The sequence below is a fragment of the Sphingorhabdus profundilacus genome (assembly GCF_009769755.1).
GTDB lineage: Bacteria > Pseudomonadota > Alphaproteobacteria > Sphingomonadales > Sphingomonadaceae > Sphingorhabdus_B > Sphingorhabdus_B profundilacus.
On the sequence record NZ_SDWJ01000001.1, the window covers coordinates 1,242,444 to 1,266,994 of the forward strand.

Below are 24,551 nucleotides of genomic sequence, written 5' to 3' on the forward strand. Positions count from 1 at the left end.
GATGCCGTTTACGCGGCCCCTGATGGCGATCTGCTAATTACGGATCAGCGCGCCGATGATCAGATGTTCAGGGTCCGGTTCGGCAAGCTGCACCAAGCCACCACCCCGAATCGCCAAGTTGCGCGCCATCCAGGCCGCAGCCGTGCGCGAATCCACCAGCGAAGCATCAAGATTGCCGGCTAGCGTTGCCCGAATGGCATCATCCATGACGATTCTAGGCCCATTCGCCCGGATCACGATTTCATGTTCCCCGTCACGGCTTTCGGTTCCGACAAAAAGCGTTCCGCCCCGAACCAACGAGTCATTTGCAAGCAGCACAAGATTTAGCAGAATCTTGATCGCGCGCTTTGGCATGAATGCCGGTGGGACAGCCCATTCCAGCGTCGTGCGGCCACTGGCGGTCACCAATGGTTCGATCACAGCTTTTGCATCATTCGGATCTACTTCAGCGCCGAACCCTCCGGCAGCACCGAAGGCGAGCCGGAAGAATTTCAACTTGTCGGCCGCAGACTTCGCACTTTCCGCCAGCAAATCCATGCAGCGTTGGCGCATTTCCGGATCATGTTCGTCGGCCAACAGTTCCAGACCATTGTTCATGGCACCAACCGGGCTCAACAAGTCATGGCACAGCCGAGAGCATAACAGGCTGGCAAGGTCTACTTCAGACTCCATCATTGAAAAATGTCCCCAATTAGCTTGTTGCTGCGCTCATGGACGTTGTTTCCAGCGGATTCAACCCTCGACTAGGATGGGAATGGATTCAAATCGGTTTACATGCGCGCCTTCGCCAAGGGGGCGCCATGCCGTCACATTGTCCCGCGCGATAATCAGCCAATAGCGCCCATCAGCCACCGCCTGCGCTGCGTCGGTTGCCGATGGCCGGGAAAGACCGTTGGGATGCGAATGATAATGGCCGATAATCGGCAACCCACCGTCACGCATCGCCTTGTGACGGGACAACAATATTGCTGGTTCCAGCTCGAAATTCCGTTCGGGGTCCTTGGCGATATTGGCACAGGGTACAAGTTGCGTCAGGCAATCGTTCCGTCCCAAGAGAAGCCCGCAACATTCGAGATTTCCGGCCGCCGCTGCCTGTTCCAGCAGTTCGTTGAGGTGCTTCCTTGATATTCGCAGCGGCATCACCCATGTCTAGGCGATGCTTGGGGAAAATACCATATTTTCAGGTGTGTTAGGCGAAGGTCGCCTGGACAGTGCATTGGCCCATGCCCTGCCCCAATTTTCGCGCGCCCGTATCCAGGGCCTGATCGCGGACGATGCCCTGCGTATTGGCGGCAAGGCGACCAATGATGCCGCGTCGAAGAAATTTGCCGGACAGAGTTTCGAACTCTGCGTCCCCGCCCCGCGCCCGGACAAGGCGGAGGCGCAGGATATTGGGCTGACCGTCATTTTTGAAGACGAACATCTCATCGTCGTCGACAAGCCGGCTGGCCTTGTCGTGCATCCCGCTGCGGGCCATGCCGACGGCACTTTGGTCAATGCCCTGCTGCACCATTGCAAGGGCCAATTATCCGGAATCGGCGGGGTCGAGCGCCCCGGAATAGTCCATCGAATCGACAAGGATACTTCGGGCCTTCTGGTCGTGGCCAAGAGCAATGCCGCGCATGAGGGGCTAGCCAGGCTATTTGCCGCCCATGATATCGAACGCCGCTATTTCGCGGTCGTTAGCGGAGTGCCTGCACCGCCTGCCGGAACAGTCAAAACGCAGATCGGCCGATCAACAACGAACCGCAAAAAAATGGCGGTATTGCCGGAAAACAAGGGAAAACATGCAGTTACCCATTATCGGACGGTCGAGCATTTCGCCAAAACCGCGCTGGTCGAATGCAGATTGGAAACAGGCCGCACGCATCAGGTCCGCGTCCATATGGCGCATCTGGGACACCCGTTGATCGGTGATTCCGTTTATTCTAATCGACAAAACCCATACAGAATCGGACAAAACCAGTCCAAATTCGATAGACAGGCATTGCACGCCGCGTCGCTGGGGTTTATTCACCCGATATCTGGAGAAACATTATTGTTCGAAAGCAGTTTACCAGAAGATATGCAGCTTCTGTTAAGTCATCTTCGGCTATAAGGTTTCGATAGGGAACGCTTGCTATCGGGTGCTTGATGAGGCCCGCGCGCAGGCAAAACTGAAAGAGAGAAACATGTCTGATCGTAAGAATGTTCCGGCAACGATCCCTGCTCTTGGGGGGGATGCAAGCCTTAATCGTTATTTGAGTGAAATCCGGAAGTTCCCGGTCTTGAAGCCCGAGCAAGAATATATGCTTGCCAAGCGCTATCAGGAACATGGCGACCCCAAAGCTGCTGAGCAGCTGGTCACGTCACATCTGCGCCTCGTTTCGAAAATCGCAATGGGATACCGCGGCTACGGCCTGCCGGTGTCCGAGCTGATTTCCGAAGGAAATATCGGGTTGATGCAGGGCGTGAAGAAATTCGATCCCGACCGTGGTTTCCGCCTTGCGACCTACGCAATGTGGTGGATCCGCGCATCGATGCAGGAATTCATCCTTCGCAGCTGGAGCTTGGTGAAAATCGGTACCACCGCCGCGCAGAAGAAACTGTTTTTCAACCTTCGCCGGATGAAGAACAATCTGCAAGCCTTTGAAGATGGCGACTTAAATCCTGAAGCCGTTGCCAAGATCGCGACCGATCTGGGCGTATCGGAAGAAGAAGTGCACAATATGAACCGGCGCATGGCAATGGGCGGCGATACATCGCTGAACGTACCCATGCGCGAAGACGGCGATGGACAGTGGCAGGACTGGCTTGTCGATAATGAACCATTGCAGGACGAACGTGTCGCCGACGCACAGGAAGGCGATATGCGGCACGCCATGCTTTCCGAAGCACTGGACAGCCTGAATGACCGCGAAAAGCATATTTTGACCGAGCGTCGCCTGATCGATGAGCCCAAGACGCTCGAAGAACTGAGCCAGACCTATAATGTCAGCCGCGAGCGTGTGCGCCAGATTGAAGTACGCGCATTTGAAAAGCTGCAAAAGGCCATGATGCGAATTGCGGGCGAAAAGCGTTTAATCCTCGCTAATTAACGCAATGTGTAAAAATAGGTGACGGGCGGATTGCGCTGCGCTAGCTTTGATCCATGATCAAACCGAAGCGCTCGTTTTCCGCCCGTTTCTCTCGCTTTACCTTCAAATGGTTGTTATATTTCGTAATCGGCAGCGTCGCGCTGACCGCGATTTATGCTATTGTCCCGGTACCAACCACCCTCACCATGCTGTTCGACAGCAATGGCGCGACGCGGGACTGGACGCGATTGTCCAATATCTCCCCCAATCTGGTGCGTGCGGTCATCGCGGCAGAAGACGGCAAATTCTGCATTCATGACGGATTTGACCGCGAAGCGATTGAACAGGCGTTGCAGCGCAACAAAAGCGGACGCCGCATGCGCGGTGGCTCTACAATCAGCCAGCAAACCGCCAAAAATGTCTTTCTGTGGCAAGGCAGCGGCTGGACCCGTTATCTTCGCAAAGTACCCGAAGTGTATTTCACATTTCTGATCGAAACCATTTGGGGCAAGCGCCGGATCATGGAAGTCTATCTGAACGTCGCAGAAACAGGCATCGGCACTTATGGCGCCGAGGCAGGGGCGCACCGTTATTACAGGAAAAGCGCAAAAGACCTGACCCGGATCGAAGCGGCACGGCTGGCTGCCATATTACCCTTGCCCAAAAAGCGGGCGGTCAACGGGGTCGGCGGCTTCACCCGCCGCTATGGCAACAGCATCGCCGCCCGCATCCGCGTGGTCCAGCGCGACGGGCTGGATAGCTGTATTTATAAATGAAAAGGGCGCGGGGATTGCTCCCCACGCCCTTGTTTTTATTGAATTCGGATCAGAACTTATAGCTCACCCCAACCTGCATGCGCCACAATGAGGAGCTGGTTTGGATGGAGTTATTCTGCTGTTCGAACGAGTTGCTGACGATATAGCGGCCTGCGCTATCGATGCCGCTAAGGCCGACTGGGCTAACTTCAAATCCGAAACGACGGAACACATTCGCACTGTCGCTGATTAAATTCAAGAAGTTGTCAAAGTCGACAAACAAGCGGACTGAATCTTCTACACCGAACAATCGTCCTGGCCCAGGCAGTTCCTGACTAAACCGAAGGTCAAGATCGTAGAATGAATCGTTGGTACAGCTGTTGCGTGGTAAAGTCCGACCCCGGAATTTTGCTACGCAAGGATTAGCCGCCACAAACTTTTCGAGTTCGGCGACACCGGCGGCATTGGAAGTCGGCGAGAGATTGGGGTCCGTGATGCCCGTTGGAACATAGAGCAATGCATTGTCCGCACCTGAGGCTGCGTCGTTGAATACCGCTCCGTCGTTCCATGTCACGCTATATGGACGGCCTGAACGTGCAACAAAAACAAATCCGAACTGCGTGTCATAATCTCCAAAGAACTTCTCTTTGAAGTTCATCGAGAAAGTGAGATTATGCTTGTTTGCAAATTCGCTCGTCGCAACAGCCGAATTTTGGCGATCAAATGCGGCGGCAAAGTCGTAATTGGAAGTTGCCGTTGCGCTATTGTTGAAACGGTTGTTTTTTGCATCGGTAAATGCATAACCTAGGTTGAAGTTTACACTGCCACCGTCCGTAAACACACCACTACCGAACCGTTTTGACAATACAACCGACGCAACATGGCTATCGAAAGCCGCGCCATTTGTCAGCTGTATTTCATCGTCGCGACCGGTGTTGAAACACGCCGGTGAAACGTTGGAAAACGTAAATCCAGGACCACCGGTGCCGTTCAACTTAGCCGTACATCCGGCTACGGTCGGATCGATCGCACGATAAATGGGCCGGCCATCGACCGTAAATCCATTGAGGCCTAACCGGGTATCGACCACTTGGGCGAGGTCGACAAAATCAACAGGGTTTTTGAAATGGCTGTAAATATAATCGAAGTTAAAACCCCAATTGTCAAAGAAGCCACCGTCACCTGAACCAAATTTGGTACCTATGCCGATATTGGCACGTATGACTGTGGGAACTTTAAAGTTTGGATCAGTGGATTGCGTATCCGCCAGGCCACGCGCCGAATTCACTCCGGCATCTTTGGCGACGCAAGCCGGGAGACCGGTAAACTGGCCATTCACAACAACATCTACACGCGCGCCATTGGCGGGGAAACAACTGGCAACACCAGTTTGACCTGCACCGGTTGCAAATCCGTCGTTCGAAAAAGCGTTAGACACAAAGACAGCCGGATCGCCGCCGGTGAACACGCCAACCCCGCCTTTGATCTGCGTCGAGCTTAAAAACCCGTCATTGCCGACATCATAAGTGAACCCTAAGCGCGGTAAAAGAACGGGATCGAATTTTCCGAACGACACTCTGTTGCTAAAGCCATAACGAGCCAGGAAATTGGGGTTGGCTTTCGGTGCATCGCCTTGATACCATTCAAGCCTGACACCAGCCAAAATGTTTAGGCTATCCGAAGCTTGCCATTTATCCTGCGCCAACACCGAAAAAGTGCGACGCTTCCAAGAAGCTGCGGCATCATTGACGTCGCCCGTTGCGGTGAAGTTACCAAAAGCACCCGCAGCTTGAGCGGCAAGAACAGCAGCTGCGTTTGGATTGGTGTTATTTCCGCCCGACAATATTCCGTTTCGGAAATCGTTAATGTTGGCAAAGACCAACGTTCCAGTCGAGTTTGGCGCAAACAAATTGAACACATCAAGTTCGTTAAAGTCGACTCCGAACAAGAAATCATGGCTATTGCGCTTTAATGAAGCTTGGGCACGAACCTGTGTTATTGTTGTTGCTAGATCATTTGCTGCTCTGAAGAATCCGGGCCCGGCCTGCAAAGTCCCAACAAATGTTGTTCCGTTTACAACATTGCTGGTTCCAACGATAAAGCGCGGTATTGGATTATCAGACTGTGCTTCACCACCACCGACTGGTCCCTGCACGTCTTGTACTTCGGCGCGCGAAATACGGATCTGGGTCGAAAAATCGTCCGTCCATTGTGAATAGATGCGGCCTGAGTAGTAATTGGATTGCGTGCCTTCCTGCTCAAACGTATTCAAACCCGTAAAGTTCGTGCCCGAAAAGTCATCCGGTTCGACATTGAGTTCGTCAAGACGCTGATAGCTGAGTTCGACCCGATGATCTTCATTGATATATGCGTCAATACGGCCGAACAAGCGGCGGTTCTTCTCAGGCAAAGTCCGGGCGATGCCGCCAGTATCTTGGCCATAAACATTCTTCAGCACGTCAGAAAATTCATTGAATTGAGCTTCATTGACGAATTTCAGTTCGTTGGCAAAGCCAGCGCCGACAGGACCGTCATCTTGGCTGTCACCCGTATCGGTTTCTTCATATCCTAAAGAAAAGAACAGGCGGTCCTTGATAATCGGACCGGAAAGTGTTGCCCCCCAACGATATTCTTTGAATGGAGCTGGCGTAAAATCAGTTCCTGCAATTGAGTCACCTTGCAAGCCGTCGCTGGCAAAGGTGAAAAAGGCTGTGCCGTGAAAATCATTTTGGCCGGCCTTGGTTACAACGTTGATCGCGCAACCGGTAAAGGCACCATATTGAACGTCAAAAGGTGCAAATTCGACTGACGTTTCCGCAATCGAATCAAATGGCAATGGCAAAGAGTTACGCGATGCGAATGGCGTTCCGTTCAGGCCAAAAACATCGGACTGAAGTATGCCGTCAACAGAAAATGCGTTCGATCGATCATTCCCGCCGAGACAAGAAATACGGTCAACTTCGTCGGTACGATCTAGGCTGACGCGCGGGTCAATGCGGATGATATCGCGGATGTCGCGGGTAATGGAAGGAAGATTTTCAAGTTCATCTGCACCGAAAGACGCGCCTGGCCCGATTGCCAAACGAGTCAATTGTGCTCGGGCCCCTGAAACAACAATGGTCTCCGCATCGGCACCGCTTGCCAGCGCGAATTTGAGTTGGGAATTGCCCTGCAGGTTGATGTTTACATTTTCAACAGTCTGCCCTTCATAACCATCGGCTGTAGTCGTTACCGAATAGGGTCCGCCAGTTGTCAACGTATCGGCACGGAAAAAGCCGTTGCTGTCTGTCGTCAATGTGCGCGTGTTTCCTGTACGGGTATCGGTTACTTTAACCGAGGCGCCCGATATCGCGGCGCCTGATGCATCGTTCACTTGGCCTTCAATACCCGATGTGATTTGCTGGGCAGAGGCAGGAACAGCAACGACAGACGCAATCGAAAGGGCCGCAGCACTGGCGGCCAAAAAATAACGAAGTTGCATATACTTAGATCCTCAATACTTTTGGTCTGTCGCAAGTTCCGCATCTAGCGTGACGAATCCGTGCGAATTGAGTGATCGTAACGCGCCCCCATTGGCGCTAAATAATTGCAGTTATATGACAAAATCAAGGTCTATGCCGCAGTTGCGAACAACAAAAAAAGGCGGAGCCGAAGCCCCGCCTTATTATTTTTCATTGGCTTAAGAGTTAGAAGCTAACTTTTACACCCACGCGAATGCCATAAAGCGACTGGCGTGAAACCAGGTCAACATTGGGCGATACCACGTTAGAATAGCGATATTGCGCGCATGTCTGTGTGCTTGTTGTATTCACAACCGCAGGCAGATTGTTCGGGTTTTGGGCCGGTGTGCTGCCAATGTTTACAACGCCCGTTCCGCTTGGAACCGCGGTGCTCAGACACTGAACATTGGCGATTGTCGCAGCATAGGGGAATGCCACCTGACGCAGCGCGCCCCAATCATGGTCGATGATGTTCAAGACATTTTCGATATCCGCAAACAGCTTCAATTTGGCACCGCCGATAAACAAGGGCAATTCCTGGCTGACGCTCAGGTCGACCTTGAAAAAGTCAGGCGATGTCTGCGAATTCTTCGGCAAGATCTTGCCGCGGAATTTCTCAAGACCAAGGCTGGTGACCAGCGAGTTAAACGCGGTTTCGGCCTGTGCTGCTGTTTGGACGACGACATTGTTCACAACATTGTCGCCAAAGGAAACCCGTGTATCGCCAATTGTCGGAACATAGAGCAAATGGCGGCTGCCTGTGCCGGTTGTTCCAAACACCGCGCTTCGTGCAGATGAGCTTGTTCCGGTGCTGTCAAATGAGGTCAGGCTGAACGGACGGCCTGATCGATATTCACCAAACAGGCTAAAACGTGTTTCATTGTCGCCAAAGAATTCCCGCTTGAAGTTAACACCGAATTTCCATTGATCCTTGATCTCATAGATCGAGCGACCGTAAGATGCTGCATTTGGCGTGTTGAACACATTGTTGTTGTACAAGGAACCGGCTGTCGTCGATGTAATGGCATTTTCATCCTTTACATCTGACCGCGTATAGCTGCCTTCGATACCAAGCCCGAAGTCCCATTGTTTGGAGATACGCGCCACGGCAACATAGCTGCGTCCGCGTGTGCTGTTGGTCATCAAAAGGTCCTGGTTGGGACCCGATGTGCCTGGCAAATTGCCAAAGCGCGCGCGGCCATCAGGCAATGTGCCAATCTGCACCGAACGGATGTCGGTCCATTGATAGGCCTGCAAGACGTCGCCATAAAGGAAGTTGCCGCCAAGCAACCAGCCATCGCCCAAAGGACCAAGGTCCGCGTCATAATCGACCGACAATGTCGCCCGCAATTGACGCGCAATCTTCAAATCAGGGTCGATTGCATTGACTGGCGCATTTTGGAGCGACGAGACGTTGGTCGCAAGAAACTGGCCAACCAAACCCGGAATGGTTGAAAGCGAAACATTGTTTAACGCAGCCGCACAAATGGCCGCCACATTCGGTGTCGTTGCCGCAATATTGCACCCTGCAGCTGACGTATTACGGTCAATGGTTACAGAATTGGTAAGCTGACCCGTGTTCGAAAAGCTGTTCGACAGGAACACGTCCGGTGTACCGCCGGCAAAAATCCCAACGCCGCCCTTGATAATCAGCCGGTCCGTCGCTTCATAGCTAAAGCCGACCCGTGGCTGAAATACGCCGCGACCATCAAAGGTTACGCGGTTTGAAAAGCCTTGGCGGGTCACAAAATTGGGGTTCAACAGCGGCTTTTCTTCGTTCGCAAACAGGTCATAACGGGCACCGAGATTCAATAGAAGCTTATCGGTAACCTGCCAATCATCCTGCAGACCAAAGGTAAAGCTGGAGCTGCCAAATTCGGCTGCGCCGTCATTGGGATCAAGGCTTGGCACCGCATTTTGATAGATTAAGCGCCCTGCATTGCCCGCCTGAAAATCGGCGACCGAGTCAAAATAGAATACACCCAGTGAACTTGGAACAAACAAGTTGAAAACATTCGTCTGTGAATAGCCGAACAATGCCTTGAACTGGTGATCGCCCGCATCCAGCCGTGCCGTGAAATCAATCGACAGATTGTCGGTGTTCAAAGCGTTCGCATGACGGAACTGATCGGGGCCGAAGAAGATGCGGGGAACGCCATTGGTGCACGACGTCACCGATCCTGCGGTAACGGCATCGGCGCACACAGCGATTTCGCCAAGCGTTGTCGCGCCATAAGGCGTCTGACCACGATTATAGTCACGGTAAGAAGCGCGTAGCTCGGTCGAGAATTTTTCCGACCAGTTGCTGTTCAGTTGGAACACACCGGAATTCACTTCTTCCGACAATTCATAGCCGGTCGAGAACAGGCCAAGCGTCGGGCTGGACGTGCTGGTCGAGGTGTTGCGCTGGTTGGCCTGTGTGCCGACGTTGCGGATATAGGTGAATGACGCACGGTGGTCGTCATTGACGTTCCAATCGAGCTTGGCGACGATTTTCTCGTCTTCTTCAATACCGTTCAGAATAACGCCCAATGTGTCGTAGCTGTACCGGGTTTGGGCAATCGTGCTGATTTGATCAACCAGTGCCTGGCTCACGCCCGGAATTGGCGCGGAGAATCCCTGACCTTGCGGGCCACTATCAAATGGATCGCTTTCTTCGGTCTTTTCATATGCAATCATGAAGAACAATTTGTCCTTGATGATTGGACCCGAAAGTACGCCGCCATATTGCTTCGAATCGAAATCCAGAATGATGTCGCGGCCCTTGGTGCGCGAGCCGGTCAGATTTTCATCGGTGTAGGAATAAAAGGCGGAGCCATGGAATTTATTTCCGCCGGAACGCAGCAAGACGTTGATCGCGCCGCCCTGAAAGTCACCTTCCGAAACATCATAAGGGGCAACCTTGACCGAAAACTGTTCGATGGCATCCAGTGGTACAGGACCGCGTGATGTTGGCAAGCCACCGTTGTTGAGGCCGAAATCGTCGGAAAACTGGGCGCCATCAACCGAGAAACGGTTCAAACGGCCATTTTGCCCTGCGATTTCAATCGTCCGGCTATTGGTAAGGTCGATGGTTGCGAACGGATCGCGGCGTGCAAGGTCGCGAATGTCGCGGTTAATTGATGCGACGCCTTCAATATCTTCACGGTTCAATACGGTGATCGGACCGCTTGAACTTTCCGTAGCCCCTTGAAGTGCAGACGCGGTTACGACGATTTCCTGCTGGGATTGCAGAATGATCGGCAAGCGAAACGCCTGGCCTGCGCTCAGCGAGAGGTCGGTAATTTGCGCTGTTTCAAAACCGGCCGCGTCAACGGTTACGGTGAATGGCCCGCCGATGCGAAGGCCATTGGCGCTGAAATTGCCGTCCGCGTCAGACGTGCTGGTTGCCGTTGTACCCGATGGCTCATGCACAACCGTTACCGTCGCGCCAGCAACAGGACCTTTGTCACTCTCGATCGTCCCACGAACTGACGACGTTGTTTCCTGCGCCATAACTGGTGTGGAAACAGAAACCGCGATTGATAACGCAGCGGCACTGGCGGCTAAATAGTAGCGAATTTTCATGTGTTGGATTCCCATTATTTTATAATCCATCCGGATATTCGCATCTTGTGTGTCGAATTTAGCCGAACGGGGAGGTGATGTTTTTCGCCATGAAAGCAAAAAATTGCAGTTATGTGACAGCCAAATCGACTGGTGGACGCATACGTATCAATGGTAGATAGCAAGCAAAATATTGCAGCGCACAATTTTATGCAACGCCCTAAAATTGCTTCTATTTTTGGTGCAATGTTGCGTTATTGCAACAGTGAAGGTTTATTCAGCCCACACCGGGAATTTGGCCTAGGCTGCGTCTTCCTTGTCTGCTTTTGCCGATTTTGCGTAGACCAGAACGGGTGTCTTGCGGCCTTCGACAACATCCTTGTCGACCACGACCTCATCCACACCGTCAAAAGTGGGCAAATCAAACATCGTATCCAGCAGGATCGCCTCAAGGATTGACCGCAGGCCGCGCGCACCGGTCTTGCGTTCGATAGCCTTTTTGGCAACCGCCTCGAGCGCGTCATCGGTGAAGCTGAGCCCCACATCTTCCATCTCGAACAATTTGCGATATTGCTTCACCAGCGCATTTTTCGGTTCGGACAGAATCTTGACCAAAGCAGCGATGTCGAGATCTTCAAGCGTTGCCGTCACGGGCAAACGGCCCACAAATTCAGGGATCAGGCCATATTTCAGCAAATCTTCTGGCTCAATCTGCTTCAACACCTCGCCCGTGCGGCGTTCATCAGGATCGGCGACATGCGCGCCAAAGCCGATGGACTTGCCTTCCAGCCGGTTGGAAATAATCTTCTCCAGACCCGCAAAAGCACCGCCGCAGATGAACAGGATGTTGGTCGTGTCGACCTGTAGAAATTCCTGCTGCGGATGCTTGCGGCCGCCCTGCGGTGGAACGCTGGCCGTGGTGCCTTCCATCAACTTCAGCAAAGCCTGCTGAACGCCCTCCCCACTGACGTCGCGGGTAATGGACGGGTTTTCTGCCTTCCGGCTGATCTTGTCGATTTCATCGATATAGACAATGCCGCGCTGCGCCTTTTCGACATTATAATCGGATGCCTGCAACAGCTTCAAAATGATATTCTCGACATCTTCACCGACATAGCCGGCTTCGGTCAATGTCGTCGCATCGGCCATCGTGAACGGCACGTCGAAAGTCTTGGCCAATGTTTGCGCCAGCAAGGTCTTGCCGCAACCGGTCGGCCCGACGAGCAGGATGTTCGACTTCGCCAGTTCGACGTCGGCACCCTTTGCCCCATGGTTCAGACGCTTATAATGATTATGCACCGCCACCGACAGAACGCGTTTTGCCTGTGGTTGGCCAATGACATAATCATCCAGAACATCGCAGATTTCCTGCGGGCTGGGCACTTCGCCTTCCTTGCGGCCGGTCAACGTCCCCTTGGTTTCTTCGCGGATGATATCATTGCACAATTCCACGCACTCATCACAAATGAATACCGTAGGCCCGGCAATAAGCTTGCGGACTTCGTGCTGCGATTTGCCGCAGAATGAGCAATATAAGGTGCTCTTGGTGTCAGATCCGCTTAACTTCGTCATAATTCGTCCTGCTTTCACGTCAAAGCGACGCGAATTGTAATCAAAACGTCATCCTAAAGATGCGTTCGATTTTGGCAATAGCCCAAAAGGGGGTGTGTCTTGTTAGCAAATCTGGTGGATGAAAAGCTAACAGTATCAGCCCGCCTCTGCTTCCGCATTGGCCGGGCGCTTGTCAAAAACCTCGTCCACAAGGCCGAAAGCCTTGGCTTCGTCGGCCTCAAGGAAGGTGTCACGATCCATAGCTTTTTCAATATCCTTGAGCGGCTTGCCGGTATATTTGGCATAAAGATCATTCATCCGCTTGCGAATACGCAAGATTTCATTGGCCTGAATCTGGATGTCCGACGCCATACCGCGGGCACCGCCCGAAGGCTGATGCACCATGATGCGGCTGTTGGTGAGCGCAACGCGCATGCCTGGCTCGCCCGCGGCCAAGAGGAAACTGCCCATTGATGCCGCCTGCCCGATGCACACTGTGCCAACCTTGGGACGAATATATTGCATCGTGTCGTGAATCGCCATGCCCGCAGTCACTACGCCGCCGGGCGAGTTGATGTACATCCAGATATCCTTTTTGGGATTATCCGATTCGAGGAACAGCAACTGCGCCGTAATGATCGAGGCCATGCCGTCTTCGACTTCGCCCGTCACAAATATGATGCGTTCACGCAAGAGCCTTGAGAAAATATCCCAACTGCGCTCGCCTCTGTTAGATTGCTCAATAACGACAGGAACAAGTGCGGTTGTGGGATCGAAATAAGGATCGTGCATAAATACCTCTGCTTTGGCTCAATTGCCTTTGCGCCTACATCGGCGTCGCGCGTCAAAGTTTCAAGCAGGAAAAGGGTTAAGATCAGGTTCGCCCTGCCCTTGTCGCGCAAAAAAAAGGCCCCGGAAACGCCGGAGCCCTTTTTTGCCCTTAAAGCCAAATTATTTTTTAGCAGGCGCTGCCTTTTTTGCCGGTGCCTTTTTGGCAACCGCTTTTTCAGCCTTGGGTTCATCTGCGTCTTTTTTGGCAGCCGCCTTCTTGGCCGCTGGCTTGGCTTCCTTGGCAGGCGCCTCGTCCTTGGCCGCGGCCTTTTTTGCAGGTGCCTTTTTCGCGGGCGCAGGCTTTGCGTCCGGTTCGGCCTCAATGGCCGCTTCCAATACATCCTTCGTTACCGTCTTTTCAGTGACAGTCGCCTTGTCGAAGAGGAAATCCACAACCTTGTCTTCGAACAGGGGTGCCCGCAACTGCGCGGCTGCCATCGGGTTTTCCTGCAGATATTGCACGAAACGCTGACGGTCTTCGGGACGATATTGCTGGGCCGCTTGCTGGACCAGCATGTTCATTTCCTGGTTGCTGACTTCAACGCCATTTGCCTGACCGATTTCGGACAGCAACAGGCCCAAACGCACGCGGCGAACGGCGATGTCGCGATAATCTTCGCGCTCTGCTTCCATTTCCTTCTTGGCCGCTTCGGGATCTTCCTCGCGTGCAGCTTCCTGCTCGAGTTGCGCCCAGATTTGCTCGAACTCCGCTTCCACCATCGATGGCGGAACTTCGAAATCATGTCCGGCGGCCAATTGGTCCAAAAGCTGACGCTTCATATATGTACGGGTCAGACCATTATGTTCCTGTTCGACTTGGACTTTCATCAGCTCGCGCAGCTTGTCGATACCTTCAAGACCGAACATCTTGGCCAGATTATCGTCGGCTTTCGCTTCGACCGGCTTGCGGACTTCGGCGACAACGATGTCGAAGGTCGCAGCTTTACCTTTCAGGTTCTCGGCGTTGTAATCTTCGGGGAAGGTTACGTTGATGACCTTTGCATCATTGGCTTTGACGCCGACCAACTGGTCTTCAAATCCGGGAATAAGCTGACCCGAGCCAAGCTCGACCGCCATGCCTTCGCCCTTGCCGCCGTCGAACGGGACGCCATCAACCTTGCCTTCAAAATCGATGACGACGCTGTCGCCCAGTTTGGCGGCATATTTCTTGTCGGCCGCTTCAAAGCTTTTTTGGCCAGCGGCCAGCTTCAAGATCGATTCGTCGACAGCGGCGTCGGTGACCTCGACCGTCAAACGCTCAAGCGCAATCCCGTCAATCGAGGGGGCCGCAATCGCGGGCAGCACTTCGAGGTGAAAATCAACAACGGCGTCTTTCCCGGGCGCATAATCATTATCGAGATGCACATGCGGTTGCGTCGCAGGGCGCAGCTTGTTGTCGCTGATCGCTTTCTGCACACCTTCTTGAATGGAACTGTTCAGCGCGTCCTGCAACAAGGAGTCCTTGTGCATTTTCTTGACCAGATTGGCCGGAACCTTGCCGGCGCGAAAACCGGGCATCCGCACTTGCGGCGCAATTTTCTTTACCTCGGCATCAATGCGCGATTCGACGTCTTTTGCGGTAATCGTCATCCGATATGCGCGCTTCAGGCCTTCATTCTGTGTCTCGACGGTCTGCATGTTATCTTCTCTATCTGGGACAAGCGGTGGGCTTGCCTTAAACTGTTAAATGGCTTTCGGGTTCAACAACAGCTTGGGAAAAATCCCATTTCGTGGTGCGGGCGAAGGGACTCGAACCCCCACACCTTGCGATGCCAGAACCTAAATCTGGTGCGTCTACCAATTCCGCCACGCCCGCTTACGAAAAGCTGCCGTTTCACAAACGACGGGAGCCTCTAACGGGAAAGGCAAAGGAGGGCAAGGGGGTTGCGGTGATTAGCTTATCCCAATCCTGCCCGCTGCAATCATCCCAAGACCTTCTTCAAAAGATCATTGATAACCTGAGGATTTGCCTTGCCTTGCATCGCCTTCATCGTTTGACCGACAAAAAAGCCGAACAGCTTGTCCTTGCCCGAGCGATATTCGGCGACCTTGTCTTCGTTCGCGGCCATGATCTTGGCGATTTCGGCTTCGATGGCGTCGGTATCATTGGTCTGCTTCAGGCCACGTTCGTCGACGATGGCTGCGGCGCCCTGCCCGGTTTCGAGCATGATTTCAAAGACCTGTTTGGCGATGCTGCCACTGATTGTGCCATCTGCCACCAGCCCCAGCAATTCCGCGGCTTGCGCCGGATTTACCGGGCTTTCGTCCAACGACTTGCCCAATTTGTTGAGCGCACCGAACAGTTCGGACATCAGCCAGTTCGACCCCTGCTTGGCATCCACGCCATGGCCCAGCAGGTCTTCAAACCAGAACGCCGTCTCCGCCTCTGCCGTTAAAACAGCCGCATTATAAGCTGTTAGCCCCATTTCCTCATAACGCTTGCGCTTAGCATCGGGCAGTTCGGGCAAGCTCGCCCGGCACTCCTCCAGAAACGCATCGTCCAGTTCGACGGGCAATAGGTCGGGGTCCGGGAAATAGCGGTAATCATGCGCGTCTTCCTTGGAACGCATGGACCGGGTTTCCATTTTATTGGGGTCAAACAGGCGCGTTTCCTGCACGACAGCGCCACCGCCTTCGATCAGATCGACCTGACGCTGCGCCTCATATTCAATCGCTTGCATCATGAAGCGGATCGAGTTTACATTCTTCGTCTCGGTCCGTGTGCCGAGTTCACCGCCCGGCTTGCGGACCGATACGTTGACGTCGGCGCGCATGGAGCCCTGTTCCATATTGCCGTCGCACGACCCCACATAACGCAGGATCGACCGCAGCTTTTTCAGATACGCCCCTGCCTCTTGCGGCGAACTCATGTCCGGCCGCGAGACGATTTCCATCAAAGCGACTCCCGAACGGTTGAGGTCGACAAAGGACATCGTCGGATGCTGGTCGTGCATCAGCTTACCGGCGTCCTGCTCGACATGGATCCGTTCGATGCCGATTCTCTTGGTCGGGCTATCGGGATCTTTCTCGTTCAGCGTCACCTCGATTTCGCCCTCGCCCACGATCGGGTGGTATAACTGCGAAATCTGGTAGCCCTGCGGCAAATCGGCGTAGAAATAATTCTTGCGGTCAAAACGCGACCAGCGGTTAATCTGCGCGTTGATCGCCATGCCGGTACGCACAGCTTGACGTAGGCATTCGCGGTTCGGCACCGGCAACATCCCCGGCATCGCGGCATCGACCAGCGACACATGGCTGTTCGGCTCCCCGCCGAAAGCTGCGGAAGCACCCGAAAAGAGCTTGGCATTGGACGTCACCTGCGCGTGAACTTCAAGGCCAATCACGACCTCCCATTCGCCTGTGTTTCCTTGGATACGGTATTCACTCATATTACCACCACTCTCCGGCTTCCGCCGTAAATCCTGACCGCTCCTCAATTGCCAGACCCGCGTTCAGCACGGCTTGCTCATCGAGCGCCTTGCCGATGATTTGCAAGCCAAGCGGCAATCCATCTTTGCTGAGGCCGCCGGGGACCGACATGGCGGGAAGACCTGCCAAGGATGCGGGTACGGCAAATACGTCGTTGAGGTACATTGACAATGGGTCGCTGGTTTTCTCGCCTAGACCGAAGGCTGCGCTCGGCGCGGTGGGTGCGAGGATCAGGTCGCAGCTTGCCCATGCCTGTTCGAAATCGCGGGCGATCAGCGCGCGGACCTTTTGCGCCTGCGTATAGTAGGCGTCATAGAAACCGGCGGACAGCACATAGGTACCGATCATGATGCGGCGGCGGACTTCTTCGCCGAAACCGGCGGCGCGGGTCGCGGCGTACATGTCCTGCAGCCCCGAACCTTCGGGCAAGTCACGCAGGCCGAAACGGACACCGTCATAGCGCGCCAGATTGGACGATGCCTCGGCAGGCGCGATGATATAATAGGCCGGTAAGGCATATTTGGTGTGCGGCAGGCTGACGTCGACGACTTCGGCGCCAGCGTCTTTCAGCCAGGCAATGCCATTGTCCCACATGGCGGCGATGTCATCGTCAATGCCGTCGAGGCGATATTCGCGGGGGATACCGATCCGCTTGCCCTTCAAATCGCTGTTCAGACCAGCCTCCCATGCAGGCACGGGCAAATCGAGCGACGTCGAATCCTTGGGATCAAATCCCGCCATCGCCTCCAGCATGATCGCGCAATCGCGCACATCGCGCGCCATCGGGCCTGCCTGGTCGAGCGAGCTTGCAAACGCGACAATGCCCCAGCGTGAGCAGCGGCCATAGGTCGGCTTGATCCCGCTAATGCCGGTGAACGCGGCAGGCTGGCGGATCGAGCCGCCGGTGTCGGTTCCGGTTGCCGCGGGGCATAAACGCGCGGCGATGGCGGTGGATGATCCCCCCGAGGAACCGCCGGGCGCAAGTGCGGCGTTGCCACCGTCGTTGCGCCGCCAAGGCGAGATGACATTGCCGAAATAGCTGGTTTCGTTGGACGACCCCATGGCGAACTGGTCGAGGTTGAGCTTACCCAGCATCCCGGCGCCCGCTTTCCACAAATTGGCAGACACGGTCGATTCGTAGGTCGGCACAAAGCCTTCGAGAATGTGGCTCGCCGCTGTGGTCTGCACGCCTTCGGTGCAGAACAGATCTTTCATGCCGATCGGCACACCCGCCATCTTGCCAAGCGGCTTGCCTGCGGCGCGGTCAGCGTCAACGGCCGCCGCGGCCTCAAGCGCCTTTTCCGGCGTTTCGACGATGAAGGCATTCAGCGCCTTGGCATTGGCGACGCGGGTGTTCAGGGCTTCGGCAACTTCGACGGCCTTGAATTCGCCATTGGCCACGCCGTCGCGGATGGCGGCAACGCCCAGTTTTGAAAAATCGGTCATTTCACCGCTCCGTCACCCTGAACTTGTTTCAGGGTCCATTTATCCGTTCCTGCTCCGGTTAAGCTGCACGATAGACCCTGAAACAAGTTCAGAGTGACGGCTGTGTGGAGAGATAATCTACCCATCATTCAATCACCTTTGGCACGCCAAAAAAGCTGCCTTCACGCGCCGGGGCGTTGGCAAGGACCTTTTCGCGCACATCGCCATCGGTGACGACGTCGTCGCGCAGGCGCAGCTTGTTGGCGATGACGGCAGTCATCGGCTCTACGCCGGTGACGTCCACCTCGCCCAATTGCTCTACCCAGGCCAGAATGCCATTGAGCTCGCCGACCATTTTGTCAGCCTCTGCATCGCTGATCGCGATGCGCGAAAGCCGTGCGATTTTGTTCACGGTATCTTTATCTACAGACATAGCAGCGCCGCTAGCATTGCGTATGGCTCGCTTCAACGGAAAAGCGGCGCTTGTCAGGCCACATTCAATTTTGCGATGCTATTTTCGCCAAATAGACTAAATGCGCTGGCTGTTTCAGCCGCACGATTATCGGGAATTACAACTTTGGCTCGCAAATTTCTCTATCTGTTCGCTTGCCTGATCGTATTGGTCATTGCTGGCGGGTTTGTCTTACGCATCTATCAGGACGAGTTGACCGACTTTGCGATTGGCCAGTTGGAACCCACGGTAAAGTTCGAAAAACAGGCGGCGCTGGCCACCAATGTCTATGAAGATCCCGCCATGTGGTTTTCGCGGGCCGGGCAAAAAGACAATAACCCGACTCTATGGGAACCTGTCGGTGCGCCAAAGGCCGAAATGCCGGGTTCGGCTGCGATCTTCTTTATCCATCCCACATCGTTCATGGCCCGCACCCATTGGAACGCACCATTGGATGATCAGGAATCGCAAGCAAGGGCGCGGTTATTCCTACGCGGGTTGGCAACACCCTTTGCCGCATCGGGCGAAATCTGGGCACCGCGCTACCGTCAGGCCGGGATTGGTGCGTTTCTGACGACCAAGCCCGAAGGGGCGCAGGCGCTGAACGATGCCTATCAGGATATCCTGCTTGCCTTCGACCATTTTGTAAAAACGGTGCAAAAAGACCGGCCGATCATCCTAGCGGGCCACAGCCAGGGCGCGCTGCATTTGACGCATTTGCTGAAAGACCGGATCGCGGGCAAGCCTATCGCGAGGCGCATCGTTGCGGCCTATGTCGTCGGCTGGCCAGTGTCGGTTACGACCGACATTCCGGAAATGGGCCTTCCGATATGTACGTCGCCCGATGACATAGGCTGTATCATGGGCTGGGAAAGCTATGCCGAGCCAGCGAGATATAGCAAAATCCTCGAACTTTATAACGCCACGACGGGGTTTAATGGCGAACCGCGCAAGGACACGCCGATTCTGTGCACCAATCCCCTCAATGGCGGGGCACAGGCCAAGGCGCTGGCCGAGGCCAATCTGGGGACGCTTAAGCCATCGGGCGATATGAGCACTGGCGAACTGATCCCGACCACCGTCCCTGCCCGCTGCGATGAAAAGGGCTTTTTACTGATCGGTGATCCGGTCGATATGGGCCCCTATGTGTTGCCCGGTAACAATTATCATGTGTATGATTACCCGCTGTTCTGGGCCAATATCCGCGCCGATGCGCTGTGGCGGGTACGGAAATATCTGGCCAGATGATTTTTGAAAAAGTCTCTGATTTTCGGGACGCCTTGCCGGATGGGGGTGTGCTGATCGGCCTGGATGTCGGCAGCAAGACGATTGGCACCGCCTTTTGCGACGCAGGATGGACCTTCGCTTCGCCTGCCGACCTTATCAAGCGGAGCAAGTTTTCGAAGGATAAGGTGGCACTGATCGGTGCGATCGCCACTCGCCCGACCAAGGGGATCGTCATCGGCCTGCCCCTGAACATGGACGGCAGCGAAAGTCCGCGCAGCCAGTCGAGTCGCGCCTTTGCCCGCAACATTGCCGATATCGGGCTACCCATCCTGCTGCGCGATGAACGGTGGTCAACGCAGGCGGTCGAGCGTGATATGATAGCGGCCGATATGAGTCGCGCCAAAAGAGCCGAAAAGATCGACAGCGGCGCGGCAGCATTCATCCTGCAGGGTGCGATTGACGCGTTGACCGCGTGAAGCTTGCTAAGTATCTGCTTTCCCTCTAAGGGCATCGCTTTAATGACATGGACACAGAATTTTACCGCCGACGCTTTCCCAGCCGGATCGGATGCTTTTCAGCATAAACATTTGCTGGGCATATCCGGACTTCAGAAATGGGAAATTCTCTACATTTTGAAAGAGGCCGAACATTGGGTCGCGTTGAACCGGTCCGGCCCTGCAAAACATGATGACCGATTGTCGGGCATGACCATCATCAACGCCTTTTTTGAAAATTCGACCCGGACGCTACTTTCTTTTGAAATTGCCGGGAAAAGGCTGGGCGCCGATGTCGTCAACATGCACGCCGCGCAGTCCAGCGTGAAAAAAGGCGAAACACTGATCGACACGGCTATGACGCTGAACGCCATGCGCGCCGACGCGATCGTCATCCGCCATGCCAGTTCGGGCGCAGTCCAGCTCATTTCTAGCAAGGTGGATTGCCCCGTTTTGAACGCAGGCGATGGCAGCCATGAACACCCCACTCAGGCATTGCTCGACGCGCTGACCATCATGCGGCGCAGGGGCAGTGTGGAAGGCCAAACGGTGGTTATTTGTGGCGACGTTCTGCATAGCCGGGTCGCCCGATCCAACCTGTTTTGCTTAAAAAGCCTGGGGGCCGAGGTCCGCGTTGTTGCCCCGCCCGCATTGATGCCGCATGCAATAGAGGCTTTCGGTGCCAAGGCCTTCAGCAATTTTGACGAGGCCTTGTCCGGGGCCGATGTTGTTATGATGTTGCGCTTGCAAAATGAACGGATGCAGGGTGATTTCATCCCGTCACCACGTGAATATTATCATTTATACGGCCTTGACGAAAGGCGATTGTCCCTTGCCAAAACCGACGCGCTGGTGATGCATCCCGGGCCGATGAACCGTGGTGTCGAAATTGCCAGCAATGTCGCCGACCATATTGAACGATCGGCCATTACCGAACAGGTCGAAATGGGGGTTGCGGTCCGCATGGCATGTCTGGACATCCTGACACGAAAGGCACGTGCTGTGGAGGGTTGGGCATGACCGCGATCAGTATTTTAAACGGCCACGCCCTGCTGCCCGGCACCGATAAAGCCGAGGCTATGCCGCTGCAAATTCAAGATGGTAAAATTGCTTCATTCGGCGATTCCACCGGAAAACCTGTGCAGCTTGACGCCACCAATCTTTTGATAGCGCCGGGCATTATCGACTTTGGCGTGTTCAAAACCGACAAGCCTGCCTTTCGTTTCGGCGGGATAACGCGCGCGGCGTTGATGCCGGACCAATCACCGGTTCATGATGACCCGGCAACGGTCCGTTATGCCGCACTGAAGGGCAAACCCGACCTATGGGTCCATCCCCTCGCAGCCGCCACGCAAGGATTGGCTGGTTTGCAGATGGCAGAAATCGCCCTGATGAAAGAGGCGGGGGCGGTGGGCGTTGCCACGGGCCGAAAATGGATTGGCGATAGCGGCATCATGCTGCGGATCATGCGCTATTGCGCCGCACTTGATCTGCCCGTGATTGTGCACAGTGAAGATGCGGCTTTGGCCGGTAATGCAGTGGCAACCGAAAGCGAAACTGCCACATTATTGGGGCTTTCCAGCGCATCGCCAATAACCGAAACCTTGGCAATTGCGCGCGATTTGATGCTTGCGGAAGAAAGCGGCGCACATGTGCATTTCCGGCAGGTCACGACCGCACGCAGCCTGGACCTGATTCGGGAAGGCAAAGCCAGGGGGCTGAAAATCAGCTGCGGAATAACGCCGGGGCATCTGTTTTTGTCGAACAATGCGATTTTCGATTTTCGGACCTTCGCCCGACTTTCGCCGCCTTTAAGGGACGAAAGCGATCGGCTGGCCTGCATCGCGGCCATAGCCGACGGCACCATTGATGTGATTGCATCAGGGCACGATCCGCGCGGCCCCGAAGACAAGCGACTGCCATTTTCAGAAGCGGCACCCGGTATGGCCGGTGCGGAAACGCTTCTGGCCCTGACGCTTAATCTGGTGCGTGATGAAATCATCACGACGGGACGGCTGTTTGAGCTTTTGGCAACCAATCCGGCACGCATATTGGGCCTGAATAGCGGACAGATTTCCATCGGATATGAAGCGGACCTGATCCTTATCGACCCATATGCGCCGTGGCAGGTCGATAGTAACCGGATGACCGCGCTGGCGGGCAATACGCCTTTTGACAAACTGCCGGTTCAAGGACGAGTGCGGCACATGCTAAAGGGCGGCAAGATTATTGCAGCCTAGGGTCAGGAACCTAGGTGGTGTTGACCCTAGTTAATTTCGCCTATTTTAGCGCGCTGCAATCCGGCGGCTTTTGGCAATGGCCATGCGAACCGGCTTGTCAGCGGCCATATTGCGGACCAGACATGCACCGCCTTGCGACTTTATCTGTTCACACGCGGCTTTGGCCGTTGAACCATTGGCAAATCCCATGGCTGCCAGACGCACCAGTTTTTTGCCATTGACGGTCACCGTCGAACTGGCGGAGTTCTTGCCGCTCAACGCTTTGTAATTTTTGCTATATTTTGCCCAGGCAGCGGCGGCGTTGGCTGTGTTTGAAAATGCGCCAAGTTGCACAATAAAGCCTGACGAAGCCATGCTGGACGTCGATGATGGCACATCAGCGATGGCCAGCTTGACCGGTGCCTTCGTCATTTCGGTCTTCATCGGGCCGACCTGTGCTTTTATCAGTTCGGCGTCCGAGATTTTCAGAACAGGTGCAGGCTCACTGGTCTGGACCGCAGCTTCGACGGCAGCAAAGCCGACGCTGTCGGCGGCTGGTGCAGGTCCGATGGCGGCAAGTTCTGTTTCAGCGACAACGGGTGCGATTTCAGCGGCGGACGAAGCTGTGTCAACCATCGCCAATCCCGGATTCTGGCCGGAATTCAGTGCCAGACGGACCGGCTGACCGGTATCGGCCAAATTCGGGCGGACTTTCAACAGACCTGCCACACGCAGGGTATAGGCTTCGGGGCGGGCGAATTGGGCCCATTCGGCGATACGGTCATTGACCGCTGTTTGCGCCATATCCTGCGACGCCATGACCCGCGCATCGCGCCACCGCCCGTCGAGCGCATAGGCAAGAGCGAGATTTTGCCGTGTCCGTGCGTTGGCACCATCCATGCGGATCGCATCGGTCAAAATAGTGATGGCGTCGCCCGAGCGTCCGGCGAGTGCAAGTGTTAGACCATAGTCGCTCACCGGAACAATCGCGCGGTTCGCCTCGACCAGCATCACTGCGGAATCCACATTGCCCTGCGCGATGCGCGACAGGGCCAGGCTGATGACCGTGCGTGGATCAACCTGCCCCAGTTCCATGACGTCCATCAAGGTGCGTTCGGCGGAGACAAAGCGTCCCTGTGCCATGTAAATCCGGGCGAGAAGCCCACGATAATTGCGATTTTGCAGGTCCGCTTCGACAGCAAGCTCAGCAAAGGTCAGTGCGCGTTCGGTCTTGCCTTTTGCAAGCGCCTTTTCGGCTTTTTTCGCCCAGGCATAAGCTTTTTCAGGTCCTGCCTTTTTGGCCGAGACGTTTTCGGTGCTACCGAAACCGGCGGTCGAGGTTGTCATCGCAGGAACCGCCACAAAGGCAGTTGATAGTGCGAGCTTTACAACAAAATTGCTATTCATGGTGTCACCTCAAAAAAGCTCAACTCGGGTTCAATGTTTCTTGGTCGGCACATGCGCCGCCAAATGACCAATTTCCGGCATGGATTCGAGAAATGCGTCCAGCGCATCGGTCACCAGATTTTGGGCCGACTGATGGCGGACCGCGCATGCCAGACGCAGCTTCAGATGCCGCTCGCCGTCAAGGCGCAGCGTGAATGCTGCCTTTTCTTTCAGTCCCGGCTTTGACCGGGCCCTTGACCGGGGCGCATCTGTTTTGCCGCGTCGAGAAATCGGCTGAACGGGTGGTTCAGGGATCATGCTGACAACGGTTAACGTAGGCTCAACTTCGGGGTCCGCCGCGCCAAGGCTTTCAAAACCGGCGCCAAAATCGGATTCAAATTCTCCGAAAATGCGGTCCTGCTGGTTTTTCACTTCGGGCACAGCGCCGGCCAGAGGATTTTGTCCATGGAAGCCATGTTCATAATCCATCGGTGTATTGGGATCGGGATCGACATCATAGCCCATGTCGTTCCAGCCGAGATCATCCTGCGACAAGGCCGCATTCCCGTTGCTGCCGAGCATCGAAGGCCGACGCATTGCGGGACGTGCCAGTCCCTTGCGCGCCAGCAAAATTCCCGAAAGTGATGCAATTGGTTTTGGTTCGCCCATTTTAGTTGCCCC

Annotated in this window: 19 protein-coding genes and 1 tRNA gene; 7 read left to right on the top strand and 13 right to left on the bottom strand. The window is 54.8% G+C overall.

Annotated features, from left to right (window positions below):
• Positions 1–33 precede the first annotated feature (33 nt).
• Entirely contained in the window at positions 34–675 is a 642-nt protein-coding gene (locus tag EUU23_RS05765) for a histidine phosphotransferase family protein (protein ID WP_160353099.1), read from the bottom strand.
• Between the two features lie 57 nt (positions 676–732).
• On the bottom strand, positions 733–1,140 hold the full coding sequence (locus tag EUU23_RS05770) for a M67 family metallopeptidase (protein WP_160353100.1): 408 nt from the start codon (positions 1,138–1,140) through the stop codon (positions 733–735).
• A gap of 16 nt (positions 1,141–1,156) precedes the next feature.
• On the opposite strand from EUU23_RS05770, the gene EUU23_RS05775 reads away from it, so the two are divergent.
• From EUU23_RS05775 to mtgA, 3 genes are all read left to right on the top strand, one after another.
• On the top strand, positions 1,157–2,098 hold the full coding sequence (locus EUU23_RS05775) for an RluA family pseudouridine synthase (protein ID WP_160353101.1): 942 nt from the start codon (positions 1,157–1,159) through the stop codon (positions 2,096–2,098).
• Between the two features lie 73 nt (positions 2,099–2,171).
• On the top strand, positions 2,172–3,077 hold the full coding sequence (gene rpoH / locus EUU23_RS05780; protein ID WP_158898999.1) for an RNA polymerase sigma factor RpoH: 906 nt from the start codon (positions 2,172–2,174) through the stop codon (positions 3,075–3,077).
• A gap of 53 nt (positions 3,078–3,130) precedes the next feature.
• Positions 3,131–3,832 carry a monofunctional biosynthetic peptidoglycan transglycosylase gene (gene mtgA, locus EUU23_RS05785; protein ID WP_160353102.1) on the top strand — a complete coding sequence of 234 codons (702 nt, stop codon included), beginning with the start codon at positions 3,131–3,133 and terminating at the stop codon, positions 3,830–3,832.
• Between the two features lie 49 nt (positions 3,833–3,881).
• Here the strand turns inward: mtgA and EUU23_RS05790 are convergent, their stop codons facing one another.
• From EUU23_RS05790 to gatC, 9 genes are all read right to left on the bottom strand, one after another.
• A complete protein-coding gene (locus EUU23_RS05790; protein ID WP_160353103.1) occupies positions 3,882–7,292 on the bottom strand; it encodes a TonB-dependent receptor in 3,411 nt (1,136 codons plus the stop codon).
• Positions 7,293–7,497: 205 nt separating this feature from the next.
• Positions 7,498–10,878 (bottom strand): TonB-dependent receptor, encoded by a 3,381-nt coding sequence (locus EUU23_RS05795; protein ID WP_160353104.1) that lies wholly within the window; start codon positions 10,876–10,878, stop codon positions 7,498–7,500.
• A gap of 279 nt (positions 10,879–11,157) precedes the next feature.
• Positions 11,158–12,429, bottom strand: coding sequence for an ATP-dependent Clp protease ATP-binding subunit ClpX (gene clpX / locus EUU23_RS05800; RefSeq protein WP_160353105.1), 1,272 nt, complete (start codon positions 12,427–12,429; stop codon positions 11,158–11,160).
• Positions 12,430–12,564: 135 nt separating this feature from the next.
• Positions 12,565–13,200 carry an ATP-dependent Clp protease proteolytic subunit gene (locus EUU23_RS05805; protein WP_160353106.1) on the bottom strand — a complete coding sequence of 212 codons (636 nt, stop codon included), beginning with the start codon at positions 13,198–13,200 and terminating at the stop codon, positions 12,565–12,567.
• A 159-nt stretch (positions 13,201–13,359) separates the two neighbouring features.
• A complete protein-coding gene (tig, locus tag EUU23_RS05810) occupies positions 13,360–14,877 on the bottom strand; it encodes a trigger factor (RefSeq protein WP_160353107.1) in 1,518 nt (505 codons plus the stop codon).
• A gap of 93 nt (positions 14,878–14,970) precedes the next feature.
• Positions 14,971–15,055: transfer RNA gene (locus EUU23_RS05815), tRNA-Leu, on the bottom strand.
• 106 nt (positions 15,056–15,161) lie between these two features.
• Entirely contained in the window at positions 15,162–16,628 is a 1,467-nt protein-coding gene (gatB, locus tag EUU23_RS05820; RefSeq protein ID WP_160353108.1) for an Asp-tRNA(Asn)/Glu-tRNA(Gln) amidotransferase subunit GatB, read from the bottom strand.
• A 1-nt stretch (position 16,629) separates the two neighbouring features.
• A complete protein-coding gene (gene gatA / locus EUU23_RS05825) occupies positions 16,630–18,114 on the bottom strand; it encodes an Asp-tRNA(Asn)/Glu-tRNA(Gln) amidotransferase subunit GatA (RefSeq protein ID WP_160353109.1) in 1,485 nt (494 codons plus the stop codon).
• A gap of 124 nt (positions 18,115–18,238) precedes the next feature.
• The gene (gatC, locus tag EUU23_RS05830; protein WP_160353110.1) at positions 18,239–18,526 is read right to left on the bottom strand and encodes an Asp-tRNA(Asn)/Glu-tRNA(Gln) amidotransferase subunit GatC; all 288 of its coding nucleotides are present in this window, start codon (positions 18,524–18,526) and stop codon (positions 18,239–18,241) included.
• Positions 18,527–18,670: 144 nt separating this feature from the next.
• On the opposite strand from gatC, the gene EUU23_RS05835 reads away from it, so the two are divergent.
• From EUU23_RS05835 to EUU23_RS05850, 4 genes are read left to right on the top strand one after another with little or no spacing between them, the layout of a single operon-like run.
• A complete protein-coding gene (locus tag EUU23_RS05835) occupies positions 18,671–19,792 on the top strand; it encodes a DUF3089 domain-containing protein (RefSeq protein WP_160353111.1) in 1,122 nt (373 codons plus the stop codon).
• Positions 19,789–20,247 (top strand): Holliday junction resolvase RuvX, encoded by a 459-nt coding sequence (gene ruvX, locus EUU23_RS05840; protein WP_160353112.1) that lies wholly within the window; start codon positions 19,789–19,791, stop codon positions 20,245–20,247. The genes EUU23_RS05835 and ruvX overlap by 4 nt, the downstream gene beginning before the upstream one ends.
• Before the next feature lie 42 nt (positions 20,248–20,289).
• Positions 20,290–21,285: an aspartate carbamoyltransferase catalytic subunit gene (locus tag EUU23_RS05845; RefSeq protein WP_160353113.1), complete on the top strand. Its 996-nt coding sequence runs from the start codon at positions 20,290–20,292 to the stop codon at positions 21,283–21,285.
• Positions 21,282–22,505: a dihydroorotase gene (locus EUU23_RS05850; protein ID WP_160353114.1), complete on the top strand. Its 1,224-nt coding sequence runs from the start codon at positions 21,282–21,284 to the stop codon at positions 22,503–22,505. Before EUU23_RS05845 ends, EUU23_RS05850 begins: the two co-directional genes overlap by 4 nt.
• Before the next feature lie 45 nt (positions 22,506–22,550).
• Here the strand turns inward: EUU23_RS05850 and EUU23_RS05855 are convergent, their stop codons facing one another.
• Together EUU23_RS05855 and EUU23_RS05860 are read right to left on the bottom strand one after the other, a co-directional pair.
• Positions 22,551–23,891 (bottom strand): SPOR domain-containing protein, encoded by a 1,341-nt coding sequence (locus EUU23_RS05855; RefSeq protein ID WP_160353115.1) that lies wholly within the window; start codon positions 23,889–23,891, stop codon positions 22,551–22,553.
• A 30-nt stretch (positions 23,892–23,921) separates the two neighbouring features.
• Positions 23,922–24,539 (bottom strand): hypothetical protein, encoded by a 618-nt coding sequence (locus tag EUU23_RS05860; RefSeq protein ID WP_160353116.1) that lies wholly within the window; start codon positions 24,537–24,539, stop codon positions 23,922–23,924.
• Positions 24,540–24,551: the final 12 nt, after the last annotated feature.

Excerpts from the sequence above, each read along its gene's own strand:
- EUU23_RS05765 (WP_160353099.1), bottom strand. The coding sequence starts at position 675 with ATGATGGAGTCTGAAGTAGACCTTGCCAGCCTGTTATGCTCTCGGCTG.
- EUU23_RS05770 (WP_160353100.1), bottom strand. The coding sequence starts at position 1,140 with ATGCCGCTGCGAATATCAAGGAAGCACCTCAACGAACTGCTGGAACAG.
- EUU23_RS05775 (WP_160353101.1), top strand. The coding sequence starts at position 1,157 with ATGCTTGGGGAAAATACCATATTTTCAGGTGTGTTAGGCGAAGGTCGC.
- rpoH (WP_158898999.1), top strand. The coding sequence starts at position 2,172 with ATGTCTGATCGTAAGAATGTTCCGGCAACGATCCCTGCTCTTGGGGGG.
- mtgA (WP_160353102.1), top strand. The coding sequence starts at position 3,131 with ATGATCAAACCGAAGCGCTCGTTTTCCGCCCGTTTCTCTCGCTTTACC.
- EUU23_RS05790 (WP_160353103.1), bottom strand. The coding sequence starts at position 7,292 with ATGCAACTTCGTTATTTTTTGGCCGCCAGTGCTGCGGCCCTTTCGATT.
- EUU23_RS05795 (WP_160353104.1), bottom strand. The coding sequence starts at position 10,878 with ATGAAAATTCGCTACTATTTAGCCGCCAGTGCCGCTGCGTTATCAATC.
- clpX (WP_160353105.1), bottom strand. The coding sequence starts at position 12,429 with ATGACGAAGTTAAGCGGATCTGACACCAAGAGCACCTTATATTGCTCA.
- EUU23_RS05805 (WP_160353106.1), bottom strand. The coding sequence starts at position 13,200 with ATGCACGATCCTTATTTCGATCCCACAACCGCACTTGTTCCTGTCGTT.
- tig (WP_160353107.1), bottom strand. The coding sequence starts at position 14,877 with ATGCAGACCGTCGAGACACAGAATGAAGGCCTGAAGCGCGCATATCGG.
- gatB (WP_160353108.1), bottom strand. The coding sequence starts at position 16,628 with ATGAGTGAATACCGTATCCAAGGAAACACAGGCGAATGGGAGGTCGTG.
- gatA (WP_160353109.1), bottom strand. The coding sequence starts at position 18,114 with ATGACCGATTTTTCAAAACTGGGCGTTGCCGCCATCCGCGACGGCGTG.
- gatC (WP_160353110.1), bottom strand. The coding sequence starts at position 18,526 with ATGTCTGTAGATAAAGATACCGTGAACAAAATCGCACGGCTTTCGCGC.
- ruvX (WP_160353112.1), top strand. The coding sequence starts at position 19,789 with ATGATTTTTGAAAAAGTCTCTGATTTTCGGGACGCCTTGCCGGATGGG.
- EUU23_RS05845 (WP_160353113.1), top strand. The coding sequence starts at position 20,290 with ATGACATGGACACAGAATTTTACCGCCGACGCTTTCCCAGCCGGATCG.
- EUU23_RS05850 (WP_160353114.1), top strand. The coding sequence starts at position 21,282 with ATGACCGCGATCAGTATTTTAAACGGCCACGCCCTGCTGCCCGGCACC.
- EUU23_RS05855 (WP_160353115.1), bottom strand. The coding sequence starts at position 23,891 with ATGAATAGCAATTTTGTTGTAAAGCTCGCACTATCAACTGCCTTTGTG.
- EUU23_RS05860 (WP_160353116.1), bottom strand. The coding sequence starts at position 24,539 with ATGGGCGAACCAAAACCAATTGCATCACTTTCGGGAATTTTGCTGGCG.